Source organism: Streptomyces sp. NBC_00234, from assembly GCF_036195325.1.
Lineage (GTDB): Bacteria > Actinomycetota > Actinomycetes > Streptomycetales > Streptomycetaceae > Streptomyces.
In genome coordinates this window covers 6,086,905-6,100,610 of the sequence record NZ_CP108101.1, presented here as the reverse complement: position 1 = coordinate 6,100,610, position 13,706 = coordinate 6,086,905, and the positions used below count along the sequence as shown (strand labels likewise).

The 13,706-nt window shown below is 71.7% G+C and carries 9 protein-coding genes and 1 riboswitch; of the genes, 2 read left to right on the top strand and 7 right to left on the bottom strand.

Features of this window, described 5'->3' with window-relative positions:
- Nucleotides 1-115: 115 nt before the first annotated feature.
- Nucleotides 116-3,880, top strand: a complete 3,765-nt coding sequence (locus OG230_RS26840; RefSeq protein WP_328906279.1) for a S8 family peptidase — start codon at nucleotides 116-118, stop codon at nucleotides 3,878-3,880.
- Between the two features lie 239 nt (nucleotides 3,881-4,119).
- Here OG230_RS26840 and OG230_RS26835 read toward each other — a convergent pair whose 3' ends face one another.
- The 4 genes from OG230_RS26835 to OG230_RS26820 all read right to left on the bottom strand — a co-directional run bounded on the left by OG230_RS26835 (nucleotide 4,120) and on the right by OG230_RS26820 (nucleotide 9,568).
- Nucleotides 4,120-4,770: a thymidine kinase gene (locus OG230_RS26835; RefSeq protein WP_328906278.1), complete on the bottom strand. Its 651-nt coding sequence runs from the start codon at nucleotides 4,768-4,770 to the stop codon at nucleotides 4,120-4,122.
- A gap of 49 nt (nucleotides 4,771-4,819) precedes the next feature.
- Nucleotides 4,820-6,007: an alkaline phosphatase family protein gene (locus OG230_RS26830; protein WP_328906277.1), complete on the bottom strand. Its 1,188-nt coding sequence runs from the start codon at nucleotides 6,005-6,007 to the stop codon at nucleotides 4,820-4,822.
- Nucleotides 6,007-6,603: a DUF5998 family protein gene (locus OG230_RS26825; protein ID WP_328906276.1), complete on the bottom strand. Its 597-nt coding sequence runs from the start codon at nucleotides 6,601-6,603 to the stop codon at nucleotides 6,007-6,009. Before OG230_RS26825 ends, OG230_RS26830 begins: the two co-directional genes overlap by 1 nt.
- 109 nt (nucleotides 6,604-6,712) lie before the next feature.
- On the bottom strand, nucleotides 6,713-9,568 hold the full coding sequence (locus tag OG230_RS26820; protein WP_328906275.1) for a bifunctional acetate--CoA ligase family protein/GNAT family N-acetyltransferase: 2,856 nt from the start codon (nucleotides 9,566-9,568) through the stop codon (nucleotides 6,713-6,715).
- A 161-nt stretch (nucleotides 9,569-9,729) separates the two neighbouring features.
- Between OG230_RS26820 and OG230_RS26815 the strand changes: the two genes are divergently transcribed.
- A complete protein-coding gene (locus tag OG230_RS26815; RefSeq protein ID WP_328906274.1) occupies nucleotides 9,730-10,011 on the top strand; it encodes an HPr family phosphocarrier protein in 282 nt (93 codons plus the stop codon).
- Between the two features lie 160 nt (nucleotides 10,012-10,171).
- Here the strand turns inward: OG230_RS26815 and OG230_RS26810 are convergent, their stop codons facing one another.
- The 3 genes from OG230_RS26810 to OG230_RS26800 all read right to left on the bottom strand — a co-directional run bounded on the left by OG230_RS26810 (nucleotide 10,172) and on the right by OG230_RS26800 (nucleotide 13,694).
- Nucleotides 10,172-10,885: a GntR family transcriptional regulator gene (locus tag OG230_RS26810; protein WP_328906273.1), complete on the bottom strand. Its 714-nt coding sequence runs from the start codon at nucleotides 10,883-10,885 to the stop codon at nucleotides 10,172-10,174.
- A 212-nt stretch (nucleotides 10,886-11,097) separates the two neighbouring features.
- Nucleotides 11,098-11,913 (bottom strand): M23 family metallopeptidase, encoded by an 816-nt coding sequence (locus tag OG230_RS26805; protein WP_328906272.1) that lies wholly within the window; start codon nucleotides 11,911-11,913, stop codon nucleotides 11,098-11,100.
- 13 nt (nucleotides 11,914-11,926) lie between these two features.
- A riboswitch (cyclic di-AMP (ydaO/yuaA leader) is annotated at nucleotides 11,927-12,091 on the bottom strand.
- Nucleotides 12,092-12,311: 220 nt separating this feature from the next.
- Nucleotides 12,312-13,694, bottom strand: coding sequence for a M16 family metallopeptidase (locus OG230_RS26800; protein ID WP_328911548.1), 1,383 nt, complete (start codon nucleotides 13,692-13,694; stop codon nucleotides 12,312-12,314).
- Between the last annotated feature and the right edge of the window lie 12 nt (nucleotides 13,695-13,706).

Sequence of the window (13,706 nt, the reverse complement as noted above, 5' to 3'; positions counted from 1 at the left end):
GACGCAGGCACGCCACCCGGATCCGTCGCCAGTGGCCGTGACATGCGCAAGCATCCGTCACGACTGCAACGGAACCGGAGAGAAACCCATCATGCAAGCAACACGGAGAAGACCGGTGCGCACGGCGCTCGGCAGTGCCGCGGTCGCCGCCACGATCGTGGTCTCGGCGATCAGCCCGGTGACACCCGCCGCGGCCGAGTCGACGGGGCGTGCCGACGACGCGGCCCGAAAGCCCGCCACTGCCGCCCGGTCGACCACGGCTGCCGTCACCCTGCTCACGGGCGACACCGTCAACGTCACCACGGCGGGCGGCCGTACGTCGGTGACGGCCACCCACGGGGACCGGCCGGCCACGTCGTTCCAGAGCGAGACGACGCCGGACGGCGACGTGTACGTCTACCCGGACAGCGCGCTCGGCGGCATCGCCTCCGGCATGCTCGACCGTGAACTCTTCAACGTCACCGGGCTGATAGCCGCCGGATACGACGACGCCCACCGCGCCACCATCCCCGTCATCGTCAGCTACAAGGACGAGCCCTCCGCCCGTACGCTCGACACACGGACCGAGACCCTCGCCGACGCGAGCGCGCGCCCCCTGACGTCCATCGACGCGGCGGCCACCTCGCTCGGCAAGAAGGACACGGACGAGTTCTTCGACGCCCTCGGTACCGGCGACGACCGGCCCGCGAAGGCCGCCCGCGAGATCAAGAAGGTGTGGCTCGACCAGCAGGTCGAGCCACTCCTCGAAAAGAGCGTGCCGCAGATCGGCGCACCCGACGCCTGGGCGGCCGGATACGACGGCAAGGGCGTGAAGGTCGCCGTCCTCGACACCGGGGCCGACCTCAACCACCCCGACCTGGCCGGCAGGATCTCGGCCTCGGAGAGCTTCGTGCCGGCCGAGGCGGTCACGGACAAGCAGGGGCACGGCACACACGTCGCGTCGACCATCGCCGGCTCGGGCGCCGCGTCCGGCGGCCTCCGCAAGGGTGTCGCACCCGGCGCCGACCTGCTGGTCGGGAAGGTCCTCAGCAACACCGGTTCCGGTGACTCCTCTTGGGTGCTCGCCGGTATGGAGTGGGCCGCCGCGCAGGGCGCCGACGTCATCAGCATGAGCCTCGGCGGCCAGGGCACCCCCAACGACGTCCTGAGCCAGGCCGTCAACCGGCTCAGTGAGCAGTACGGCACCCTGTTCGTCATCGCCGCCGGAAACGCGGGACCCGCCGCCGGCACGGTCGGATCGCCCGGCCTCGCTGCCAGGGCGCTGACCGTCGGAGCCGTCGACAGCGACGACAAGGTGGCGCCGTTCTCCAGCCGGGGGCCCGGCAACAACGGCGGGTCGCTGAAGCCCGAGATCTCCGCGCCGGGCGTCGGTATCGTCGCCGCGCGCGCCGCCGGCACCGGCCTGGGCACTCCCGTCGACGACAACTACACCGCGCTCAGCGGCACCTCGATGGCGACTCCGCATGTCGCGGGCGCCGCCGCGATCATGGCGCAGATGCACCCGGACATGACCGGCGAGCAGCTCAAGAACGCCCTGGCCAGCACCGCGAAGAACCTGCCCGTGGTCACCCCCTTCGAAGTGGGCGCGGGCCGCGTCGACCTCACCAACGGCATCAAGTCCACGGTCTTCGCCAGCGCCAAGGCCGACTTCGGGACGTTCATCGCCTCCGACACTCCGACGGATCCCCTCAACCGCACCATCACGTACACCAACATCGGCGACAAGGACGTCACGCTCTCCCTCGCGCTCGACATGGACCGTGGTGTCGACACGGTCGAGGACGAGGTCCGCCTCTCGTCCAGCACCGTCACCGTGCCCGCGCACGGCAGCGCCGACGTGACCCTCTCCGTCGACCAGTACCTCGGCGCGTACAGCTACCACAGCGGCTTCGTGCACGCCACCGCCGACGGCGCACGGCTCGTCACGGCGGTCGGCTACATCAGGTGGGCCCCGCAGGCCGATGTCACGGTGCACCTGACCGACCGCAACGGCAAGGCGCCCGCACTGGCGATGATCCAGGTCTTCGACATGGTCACGGACGCCGTCGTGTTCCGCAGCGCGACCCTGCAGAACCAGGACTCGTACTCCGTCACCGTGCCCAAGGGCCGCTACTCGGTGATCGCCCGGCTCCGCACGGACGTGAACGGCACGGAGTCCTCCTCCGACTTCTACGCCGAGCCCGAGATCGACCTGGCCAAGGACATGGAGGTCAGCATCGACGCCCGCAAGGCCGTCGACGTGCGGGCGCAGGTGGCCGACGAGAAGCGGCCGACGGCCGACTCCTGGTACGCGACGTCGCTGACGCGCACCCGCCCGGGCAACTACGTCGGCTCGCTGACCAGTTACGGCCTCGCCGGCGACCGCGTCGTCACCGAGGGCGTCATCCCGTCGCAGTCGACGGCCGAGACGGGCACGCTCACCTTCGCGAGGGACACCGGACTCCGTGACCCGCTGGTCACCGCCGAGGCAGACCTGCCGGGCACGGACCGCCTCGACATCGTCACCCCGGCGCTCGGCATGCGGAAGAGCACGTCGCAGCACCTCAAGTCGGTGCTGGTCGGCGGCGGTTCGGACGCCGACTACTCCGGCCGCGACGTGCGCGGCCGGCTGGCCGTGATCACCACCATGGCCGTCGACGTGTCGCAGCTCGTCGACACGGCGGTGGCCAAGGGTGCGGCCGGTGTGCTGATCGCCCGTCCCGAAGCGGGTTCCGGAGCGATCACGGATATTGAGGGCCGCAGGGTCCCCGTCTTCGCGACCACCCAAGGCTCCAGCCAACGGCTGCTGCGCGAACTGACCGGCGGGCCCGTCACGGTGGAGGTGGACACGCGCGCCGAGAGCCGCTTCACCTACCTCGTCCCCCTCGCCTTCCAGGGCGCCCTGCCCGCCGAGCCCGTCATGACCACCTACAAGAGGCAGTACGCCGTCACGGAGAACCACTTCTACAGCGACCTCGAACCGCGCCTCGCCAACGAGACGATGAGCGCCTGGCACCCCTGGGGCGGCTACGCCTTCCGCACCAAGGCATACGTCCACGCCCCCGCCACCCGGCAGGAATACGTGTACGCCCCCGACATGACGTACCAGCAGTCCGTCCACTCCGGTCGGCCGGGCACCGAGATGCGGGAGTCCGTCGCCTCCTTCACGGCCGGTCAGGAGCGCGAGCGGGACTGGTACCGCGGGCCCGTGCACGCCGCGACGCCGCAGCTCACGGCGTGCGCGTTCTGCCGCACCCCGGAGCGGATCACCTTCGCGTACACGACGGCCGGAGACTCCGAGTCATCGCACTGGGGCATGTACGGCGCGTCGGCGATGGCCGCCCGCTACTACCGCAACGACACGAAGATCAACAACCTGGCCGAGCTGCTGGTTCCCGAAGAGGCCACCTACCGGATGGAGTACGACGTCACCCGGGCCCTGGGCACCGGCGTCCAGCTCGGCACGGAGCAGAAGACGGCCTGGACGTTCCGCTCGGCCGGGCCGAAGGGTGTCCAGTCCGAGGAGTGCCGCGCAGCGTACGGGGACCCGACGGACTGCTCGGTCCTGCCGGTGATCCTCACCGGCTTCGACGTGCCGGTGGACGCGCTCAACCGGGCCGAGGCGGGCGAGCGGTTCGGATTCACGCTCACCACCTCCCGCCAGGCCGGATACACCGGGGACAAGGACATCACCGGGGCCGAGGTCTCCGTCTCCTACGACGACGGCGCCACCTGGCGTGACGCCGATGTACGGGTCGGCGACGACGGGAGCCACCGCGTGAGCGTCCGCCACCCGAGCCGTGCGGCGACCAACGGCTTCGTCGCCCTGCGCGTCGAGGTGTGGGACGACGCGGGCAACCGCACGACGCAGACCATCAAGCGGGCGTACGCCCTGGACTGACCCTGCGAGCACACACGGCGGTCCCCAGGGGTCGCCGCACCAACGTGTTCGTGTTGATCAGGGAGCAGTTCGCACAGGCGCTCGGCCGGGGGTTCCCGGCCGAGCGCTCTGCGTCAGCGGACCGGGACGTCGGTGGCGACGGTGAACTCGTGACGGCGGCCCGTCCCCGAGCCTTGATCCCGGGTGATCTCGCGCGGCTTGGTCCGGGGCCGGAACCACGGCCCGTTGAGCCGACGACCTCAGTCGGAGCCCACCGGCAGGACGTCCGGCGAGAGCGCGCCGGCGCGGACGGAACCGCTCGTCATACGGCGACGATGGTGACGCCGGCACAGCACCTCGTAGCCGACCTCCGCAGCGGGGCTGCTCACATCACCGACAACGACCTGCTCACCTTCCATCACCATCTCGCCGCCCACCGTGCGGGCATTGTGCGTGGCACGCGCCCCGCACCAGCACAACGCTTCCACCTGCAGCGTCTCCACGCGGTCCGCCAGCTCGAACAGCCGCCGCGAGCCGGGGAAGAGCTTCGTGCGGAAGTCGGTGGTGATGCCGAAGGCAAAGACATCCAGGTCCAAGTCGTCCACGACCCGCGCCAGTTGGTCGATCTGGACCGGCTCCAGGAACTGCGCCTCGTCCACGATCAGGTAGTCGACCCTGCCACCCTGAGACACCCGGTCGACGACATAGGCGTACAGGTTCATCCCCGCCACCGCCTCGACCGCCTCCGTCACCAGGCCGAGCCGGGACGACAGCTTCCCCTCCCCCGCACGGTCGTCCCTGGTGAAGTTCAGACCCTGCAGTCCCCTCGCGGACCGGTTGTGCGCAATCTGCAGCGCCAGGGTGCTCTTTCCGCAGTCCATCGTTCCGGAGAAGAACACAAGCTCGGGCATGAGGGGTTGAGCACCTTTCGGGCGGGGCGTGGTGGTGGGTGACGCAGGATCAGGAGCGTACTTCGAGAAGCGGGACGAGCTGTTCGACGGGGGTCATCGAGCCGTGCATGCCCACCATCGCGGACTCGTGCGGCTCCTGGACGGAGGCGGTGATTACCACGTCGTCGTGGGCGGCGGCGACCACGTCGCCGATCCTGCCGTACACCCGCTCGTCGATCCGGGGGCCGAACCAGCCGGCCGCTATGGCCTCGTCCCGGCTCGCCACCCAGAACTGCTCGCCGAGCACCTCGCGCCAGACGGTCAACACGTCGGCCTGCGCGCCGGGGACCGCGTACACATGGCGGGCGCGGCCCTCGCCGCCGAGCAGGGCCACTCCCGCGCGCAGCTCCCAGTCCTCGTCGAAGTCGATCCGGGACTGCTCGTCGAAGGGGATGTCGATCATGCCGTGGTCGGCCGTGATGTACAGCGCCGAGCGGGGCGGGAGCTGTTCCGCCAGGCGTCGGGCGAGCCCGTCGACGTACATCAGCTGGCCGCGCCAGGCGTCGGAGTCGACGCCGAAGCGGTGCCCCTTGCCGTCGACCTCGCTGTAGTACGTGTAGACGAGGGAGCGGTCACCCGCGGCCAGCCGTTCGGCGGCGACGTCCATCCGTTCCTCGCCGGAGAGTCGGCCGAGGAAGGAGCCGCCGCTGAGCGCGACCTTGGTGAGCGGGGTCTGCTCGAAGGTGGGGGCCGACACCTGCGCGGTGCGCACGCCCGCCGCGTCGGCGAGCCTGAAGACGGTGGGGTTCGGCTGCCAGATCTTCGGCTCGGTCCAGGGGCGCCAGCGGAGCTGGTTCATCAGCTCGCCGGTCTGCGGATTACGGACCGTGTAGCCGGGAAGGCCGTGCTCCCCGGGCGGCAGCCCCGTACCGACCGAGGCGAGGGAGGTCGCCGTGGTGGACGGGAAGCCCGCCGTGAGCGGGCGGCCCGTGCCGCCGCGCGAGGACGGCAGCAGCGAGTACAGGAAGGGAGCCTCGTCGGGGTGGTCCTTGATCTGCTCCCAGCCGAGCCCGTCGATCAGGAAGACGCAGTTCCGGTCGGCCGGGGCAAGCTCCGGGATCGTGGCCTCGAAACCCGGTACGCCCTGGCCGGCGACGAGCGTCGGCAGCAGGTCGGACAGCGAACCGCTCCCGTACTCGGGGACCGGAGCGGTGTCGAGAGGGAGCAGAACGGGGTCCTGCCAGGCGGGCTGGACCATCAGCGGCCGGTCGCCGCGGTCGCGGCCGTGGCCTCGGAGAGCGCCTGGGCGAAGGCGAGCGTCTCGCGCACGGTCTCCGGGCCGTCACCGGCCTCGCTGACCCGCAGGCTCAGGTCGTCGGCGGTGGAGCTGCCGGTGTAGCCGTGGTCGGCCTCGCAGTTGGGGTCGCCACAGGCCGCGGGCTCCAGGTCGATACGAGAGACGGCGCCCCAGCCGATGGTGAGGACGACCTCGCGGGGCAGGGTCCCCGGTACGTACTTCTCCGGGTTGGCCACGACGCGGCTGAGCACGACGGAGGAGATCCGGTCGAGCTTGACCGACTCGGTGGAGGTGGTGGCGAACGGCGTGGGGGAATCCGTGTCGGCGGTCTGCTCGTCGGTGTGGCTGACGATGAACCGGTTGTCCGTCAGGACGAGCACCGTGACATGGCGGCGCACCTCGTTGGAGTCGAAGGTGGTCTCCTGGTGCACCAGGTACGAAGCGACCGGCTCCCCGCCGACGGCGGCCTCCACCGCCTCGGCCACGAGGGCCGGGTAGTAGCCGCTGCGCTCGATCGCCGCGCGCAGCCCCTGGGTCGTCGTACCGGTCTTTGCCATAGGGACCATCCTACGGGGGCCCGGTGCCTCCCGGGCACGCCGTGCGCCAGGTCCCGCGGGCGGACCCGCGGGACGCGGAGGTGAGCGGCGGAGCCGGGAGCGGGGGCGGTCAGTAGCTGGGGAGCCGTCGGGGGCCGAGATCGGTACGGGCGGGGGGCGGGGCGAGCCGGACGCTCGCTCCGAGAACGGTCAGCCCCAGGGTGGCGACGACCACGGGTTCGAGGGCGACGGAGACCACCTCCGGGTGGTCGTCGACCAGCCGCGACACCCTCAGCAGCAGCTCTTCGAGCGCCGTGGTGTCGACGGGTGCGGAACCGCGCCAGCCGAAGAGCACCGGGGCCGCCTTGATGGACCGGATCAGCTCGGCGGCGTCCCGGTCGGTGGCCGGCACGAGCCGGTGGGCGGTGTCGCCGAGCAGTTCGGAGGGCGCGCCCGCGAGGCCGAAGGAGAGAACGGCGCCGGCCGCCGCGTCGATCGAGGCCCTGACGACGGTGTCGACCCCACGCGGCGCCATGGCCTGCACGACCGGCAGGAGCTCGGCCGGTTTGCCGAGGAGCTCGGTGAGCTCGCCGTACGCGCGCCGCAGCTCGTTCTCGTTGGCGAGGTCGAGGCGTACGCCTCCGAGGTCGGCGCGGTGGCGCAGGTGGGGGGCGGTGGTCTTGAGCGCCACGGGGTAGCCGAGCTGCCCGGCGGCGGCGACCGCCGCCTCCGCGTGGGGGGCGGGGAGCGTGGGCCGCACGGTGATGCCGTAGGAGCCGAGCAGTTCGCGGGCCTCGTCGTGGGTGAGGGGACGGCCCCGCGGGTCGGGGTCGGGGCCGAGCAGCGCGCCGATCAGGCGGGCCGCTCCGGCCTCGTCGACGGTGTCGTCGAAGTCGGGCACCTTGCCGGGGACGGCCGCCTGGCGGCGCCACTGCGCGTACTTGACCGCCTCGGCGAGGGCCCGGACGGCCCGCTCGGCGGCCGGGTAGGCGGGGATGCGCCCCGGACGGGCGGGGGCGGGGGTGCTCGCGGAGGGACTCGGTGCCACCTCGCCGGGGGGCGGCGTGACCGTGGTGTCCCGCGCGGGAGCCGCCGCCCTGCGGGCGGGGGCGACCGTGCCGGAGGCCGCGGCCAGGGCCTCCGCCAGGCCGCCGATCTCCACATGGACCACCGCGACGGGCTTGGCGGGACCCGTGGCCGCCGCCTCGCGGAGGGCCGCGGCCAGGGTTTCGCCGTCACCCGTCTCCGCCTCGCCGTTCTCCCCCACCCACGGGATCGCGGTCACGATCACCGCGTCGCAGGTGCCGTCGCCGAGCGCCTCGGCCAGCGCGTCGCGGAAGTCCTGGGGGCTCGCCGCGGTCGTCAGGTCGCGGGGCGGACGCGGACGCAGTCCCTCAGCGAGGCAGGCGTCGTACGTGAGCAGTCCGAGCGACTCGGAGTTGCCGAGGATCGCGACCCGGGGGCCTTCGGGGAGGGGCTGGCCGGCGAGGAGCAGGCCGGCGTCGACCATCTCGGTCACCGTGTCGACGCGGATCACGCCCGCCTGCCGCATCAGCGCGGAGACCGTCGCGTCGGGAATCCGGCTGACCGGTACGGCGTGGCCCGGCGGGTTGGAGCCGCTGTGCCGGGCGCCCTTCACCACGACCACCGGCTTCACGGCAGCCGTCCGCCGGGCGAGGCGGGTGAACTTGCGCGGGTTCCCGAGCGATTCGAGGTAGAGAAGGGCCACGTCGGTGTCCTGGTCCTCGTACCAGTACTGGAGGAAGTCGTTGCCGGAGATATCGGCCCGGTTGCCCGCCGAGATGAACGTGGACAGCCCGGCGCCGCGCCGGTGGAGTCCGGAGAGCAGCGCGATCCCGATCGCGCCCGACTGGGTGAAGAGCCCGATGCGGCCGGGGGCGGGCGACTCGGGGGCGAGTGAGGCGTTGAGCCGGACGGCTTCGGAGGTGTTGATGATGCCGAAGGCGTTCGGGCCGATGATCCGCATGCCGTACGAGCGTGCCTGGCGGACGAGTTCGCGCTGGCGCTCCCGCCCTTCGGCGCCCCGCTCGGCGTATCCGGCGGAGAGGACGACGAGTCCCTGGACGCCGTGCTCACCGCAGTCCGCGACGGCCTCGGGCACCCGGTCGGCGGGCACGGCGATGACCGCGAGGTCGACCCGCTCGTCGATCTCGCCGACCGAACGGTGCGCGGGGACACCGTCGATCTCGGCCTGACCGGCGTCGAAGGCCCGGTTCACGGCGTACGTACGTCCGGTGTAACCGGAGGCCAGGAGGTTGCGGAGCACGGTGCGGCCGACCCCGCCGGGGGTGCGGCCGGTGCCGACGACGGCGACGGAACCGGGGGCGAGGAGCCGCTGCACGGACCGCGACTCGGCGCGCTGTTCACGGCCGCGCTGCACGGCGAGGGATTCGGCGGTGGGTTCGAGGTCGAGCGTGAGGTGGACGGAGCCGTCCTCGAAGCTGCGCTGCTGGGTGTAGCCGGCGTCCCGGAACACTTTGATCATCTTGTTGTTGGCGGGCAGCACCTCGGCCGCGAATCTGCGGATGCCCCGTTCCCTGGCGACCGCCGCGATGTGTTCGAGGAGCGCGGAGGCGACCCCGCGGCCCTGGTGGGCGTCCTGGACGAGGAAGGCGACCTCGGCCTCGTCGGCGGGGGCGGTGGCGGGGCGGCCCCGGGCGTCGATCCGGTCGTAGCGGACGGTGGCGATGAACTCGCCTCCGGTCGTGACGGCGAGACCGACCCGGTCGACGTAGTCGTGATGGGTGAAGCGGTGCACGTCCTTGGCGGAGAGGCGCGGGTACGGAGCGAAGAAGCGGTAGTACTTCGACTCGTCGGAGACCTGCTCGTAGAAGCTGACCAGCCGCTCGGCATCGTCCGTGGTGATCGGCCTGATGCGCGCGGTGCCACCGTCGCGGAGGACCACGTCCGCTTCCCAGTGGTCGGGGTACGCGTGATGCGGACTCTGCTCCGGCGTGGGCTGCATGGGCAAAGCCTACGGCCGACGCACCGGTCGCGGAGGGATCGGGGCCGGGGCAGTCTGAGGGTGCTCGACCGGCCGGGTGGCCGGGCCCGGGACCGGGCACAGCATTGCGCACTGCATGAGAGACTGGTCTAGACAACCATTGATACGTGAAGGGCAGAACCATGGCTGAGCGCCGCGTCAACGTCGGTTGGGCCGAGGGCCTGCACGCCCGCCCCGCTTCCATCTTCGTCCGTGCCGCCACGGCCTCCGGCGTCCCCGTGACGATCGCCAAGGCCGACGGCAACCCGGTGAACGCCGCCTCCATGCTCGCGGTGCTCGGCCTGGGCGCCACCGGCGGCGAGGAGATCGTGCTCGCGTCCGAGGCGGACAACGCCGAAGCCGCCCTGGACCGCCTGGCCAAGCTGGTCGCCGAGGGTCTCGAGGAGCTCCCCGAGACCGTCTGATTCCGGCCGATTCGGACCGGAATTATTTCTGCGTCGAAGTCGCGGCTCCCCCAAGTGGGGGCCGCGACTTTTTCGTTTCCGGCGAGACCCCAGCGGATTCGAATTCGGGCAGCACAAAGAAAGCCCTACTGAATTACCTTCTTTGTATACGGCGCAATTGTTAATGACGGACGCCCGCGGTGTTTACGGCATGTTGCGAAGTGCTCACCCGGGGCGGCGCGGGGCTGCGCTTCTGACCGTCCGGCCCGTCCGGACGGCGCAGCCGGTGGGCGGCGGCGGCCCGCTCGGCGTGCTGGACGGCCAGCGCCCTCGCCCGGTCCGCGTCACCGCGGGCGACCGCGTCCACGATCGCGCCGTGCTCGGCCCAGGACTCCGCGGGACGCGCGGGCTGCTCCACGGCGTACATCCAGGCGATCTTGTGCCGGAGCTGGGTGAGCAGCGCGATGAGACCGGGGCTGCCCGAAGCCTGCGCGAGCGTCTCGTGGAACCACCCGCCCAGCGAGCGCAGGTCCTCCCCCTCGCCCCGGCGTACCCGCTCCTGCCCCAGCCTGACCAGGCCGCGCAGCACCTTGAGGTGCGCCTCGGTGCGCCGCTGCGCCGCCCGCGCCGCACCCAGCGGCTCCAGCAGCATCCGGATCTCCAGGAGATCGGCGGCCTCCCGCTCGGTGGGCTCGGCCACGCAGGCGCCGGCATGCCGGCGCGTCACGACGAACCCCTCGGACTCCAGCGTGCGCAGGGCCTCGCGCACCGGGACGCGCGAGACCCCGTATCGACGCGCGAGCAACTCCTCGGTGAGGCGGCTGCCGCGATCGAAGACACCGGAGACGATGTCGTCACGGATTGCCGTGCATACCGAATGCGCGGGAATGCGCATGTCCGAACCTCCGCCTTAATCCCCGCGAAACGCGGCCGATCGACGCCTGTTCCGCGACTCTATTGCAATGAGCCCGAATTTCCGACGGCGGGGCGGAATCCAGGGATATCTTTTGGCCACGGAAGGCTTCGGCGGACAGGCTCCGGGCGATATGCCGAAGGCCCCGGCGGGGAGCCGGGGCCTTCGGGGAGCGCTGTGGTGCGACGCGTGGGTCAGACGTTCAGACCGTGCGAGCGCAGGTACGCGACGGGGTCCATGTCGGAGCCGTACTCCGGAGTGGTCCGGGCCTCGAAGTGCAGGTGCGGCCCGGTGGAGTTGCCGGTCGAGCCGGAGAGACCTATCTGCTGCCCGGACGTGACGCTCTGGCCGACGGAGACGCCGATCGAGGAGAGGTGGCCGTACTGGGTGTACGTGCCGTCCGCCATCCGGAGCACGATGTTGTTGCCGTACGCGCCGCCCCAGCCGGCCGTGACGACCGTGCCGGCGCCGACGGCGACGACGGAGGAGCCGGACGCGGCACGGAAGTCCACACCCGAGTGACTGCCCGAGGACCACAGGGAGCCGCTGGACTTGTAGCCGGTGGTGACGTACGAACCGGCGACGGGAAGGTGGAACGAGTTCAGCCGCTTGCGTTCGGCCGCACGGGCGGCGCGGGCCTCGGCCTCACGGATCTCCTTGGCGCGGGCCTCGGCCTTGCGCTTCGCCTCGGCCTTCGCCTTGGCCTTGGCCTCCGCCTTCGCCTTGGCTTCCGCCTTCGCCTTGGCCTTTGCCTTGGCGGCGGCCTCGGCCTGCTGCTCCTGGGCCTTCGCCTGGGCGGCTATCTGGTCGGCGAGGGTTCCGTCGATGGCGACGGCCTGGGTGAGGCCGGTGTCGCTGACGGTACGGGCCTCGTCCGCGGCGAGGGCCGGAGAGGCCATCCCGCCGATGACGCCGGTGGTGGCCAGAGCCGCGATGCCGGCGACCCGGACGCTCTTGCGCGTCAGGCGGCTCGGGGCACGGTGCTTCCCGGTGGCACGGGTGAACGCCATGGAGGGGCTGATCCTTTCCTTCCTTCTCGCCTACCGGGTTAGCTGACGGGTTCGGAGCAGGAAGGTCTCCTACGGGCCTCTGCGCCCGAAGAGCGCAGACGTCCGATTCACCCCAGGGACTTCGTGGGTCCCCGGCTCCCCAGGCTCGCGCCTGACGGGGACTCGGCGATGGCTGCCCGGCGCCGCGGACGCGGCATGCACGTGACGGACAGCGGAGCCGACGCTAAACGGGACAACTTTCAATCACCAAACGGACAGGCCGTTTTGTAGTACATCCCACAGGGCAGACAGGCAGCCTTCCCCTCAAAGCGGACAAAAAGGAGGGACTCCGGTGGGAAGTTGCCCACCGGAGTCCCTTATGTGCCCTTTTGTGCGTACGGCGGTGAACAGACCGTCCGTCAGCCGCTGACGACCGACACCTCGCCGATGTCCAGGGCGCGGACGGGGTCCGCGATCTGTGAGGCGTCACCTACGAGCACCGTGACCAGCCGGTCCACGGGGAACGCGTTGACCACCGCGGCCGTCGCCTCGACGGTGCCCGTCTCGGCCAGACGCGCGTACAGCTGGGCCTGGTAGTCGTCCGGAAGGTGCTGCTCGACCTGGTCGGCGAGGGTGCCCGCCACGGACGCCGCCGTCTCGAACTTCAGCGGGGCGACGCCCACGAGGTTCTGCACGGCCGTCTCGCGCTCGGCGTCGGTGAGCCCCTCGGCCGCCAGGGTCCGCAGGACCTTCCACAGGTCCTCCAGCGCCGGTCCCGTGGACTCCGTGTCCACCGAGCCGCTGATGGCGAGCATCGCCGCTCCGGTACGCCCGGACGAGGAGCCCGGAGCCGTGGAACGCAGCACCTGACCGAAGGCGCGTACCCCGTAGGTGTAGCCCTTCTCCTCGCGCAGCACGCGGTCCAGGCGCGAGGTGAGGGTGCCGCCCAGGCAGTACGTGCCGAGGACCTGCGCCGGCCAGACGCTGTCGTGCCGGTCGGCGCCGATGCGGCCGATCAGCAGCTGCGTCTGCACCGCGCCGGGACGGTCCACGATCACCACCCGGCCGCGGTCGTCGGCGGTGATGGGCGGGACCGGGCGGGGCTCCGCCGCGTTGCCCGACCAGTCGCCGACGGTGTCGGCGAGGAGCGCGTCCACGTCGACCCCCGTGAGGTCGCCGACGATGACCGCCGTCGCGGTGGACGGACGGAGGTGTGCGTCGTAGAAGGCGCGCACGGCCGCCGCGTCGATCCGCTCCACCGTCTCCTCGGTGCCCTGCCTCGGACGCGACATCCGTGCCGTGGCGGGGAAGAGCTCCTTGGAGAGCTGCTTGGCCGCCCGGCGGGCGGGGTTGGCCTGCTCGTGCGGGATCTCGTCGAGGCGGTTGGCCACGAGCCGCTCGATCTCGCTCTCGGAGAAGGCGGGCGCCCGCAGCGCTTCGGCGACCAGACCGAGCGCCTTGGCCAGCCGGGAGACCGGGACCTCCAGGGAGACCCGGACACCGGGGTGGTCGGCGTGCGCGTCGAGCGTCGCGCCGCAGCGCTCCAGCTCGGCGGCGAACTCCTCGGCGGACCGCTTGTCCGTACCCTCGGACAGGGCGCGCGCCATGATCGTGGCCACGCCGTCGAGGCCCTCGGGCTCCGCGTCCAGCGGCGCGTCCAGAAAGATCTCCACCGCGACGACCTGCTGGCCGGGGCGGTGGCAGCGCAGCACGGTGAGGCCATTGGGCAGGGCGCCCCGCTCGGGTGCGGGGAAGGCCCAGGGCCTGGCCACGCCCGCGGTCGGCTGCGGGTGGTACTCCATCGCTACTCCAGT

What these genes read in the sequence shown, in the direction of transcription:
- OG230_RS26835 (WP_328906278.1), bottom strand. Translation starts at nt 4,770, where the DNA reads ATGCCCGAGCTTGTGTTCTTCTCCGGAACGATGGACTGCGGAAAGAGC.
- OG230_RS26830 (WP_328906277.1), bottom strand. Translation starts at nt 6,007, where the DNA reads ATGGTCCAGCCCGCCTGGCAGGACCCCGTTCTGCTCCCTCTCGACACC.
- OG230_RS26825 (WP_328906276.1), bottom strand. Translation starts at nt 6,603, where the DNA reads ATGGCAAAGACCGGTACGACGACCCAGGGGCTGCGCGCGGCGATCGAG.
- OG230_RS26820 (WP_328906275.1), bottom strand. Translation starts at nt 9,568, where the DNA reads ATGCAGCCCACGCCGGAGCAGAGTCCGCATCACGCGTACCCCGACCAC.
- OG230_RS26815 (WP_328906274.1), top strand. Translation starts at nt 9,730, where the DNA reads ATGGCTGAGCGCCGCGTCAACGTCGGTTGGGCCGAGGGCCTGCACGCC.
- OG230_RS26810 (WP_328906273.1), bottom strand. Translation starts at nt 10,885, where the DNA reads ATGCGCATTCCCGCGCATTCGGTATGCACGGCAATCCGTGACGACATC.
- OG230_RS26805 (WP_328906272.1), bottom strand. Translation starts at nt 11,913, where the DNA reads ATGGCGTTCACCCGTGCCACCGGGAAGCACCGTGCCCCGAGCCGCCTG.
- OG230_RS26800 (WP_328911548.1), bottom strand. Translation starts at nt 13,694, where the DNA reads ATGGAGTACCACCCGCAGCCGACCGCGGGCGTGGCCAGGCCCTGGGCC.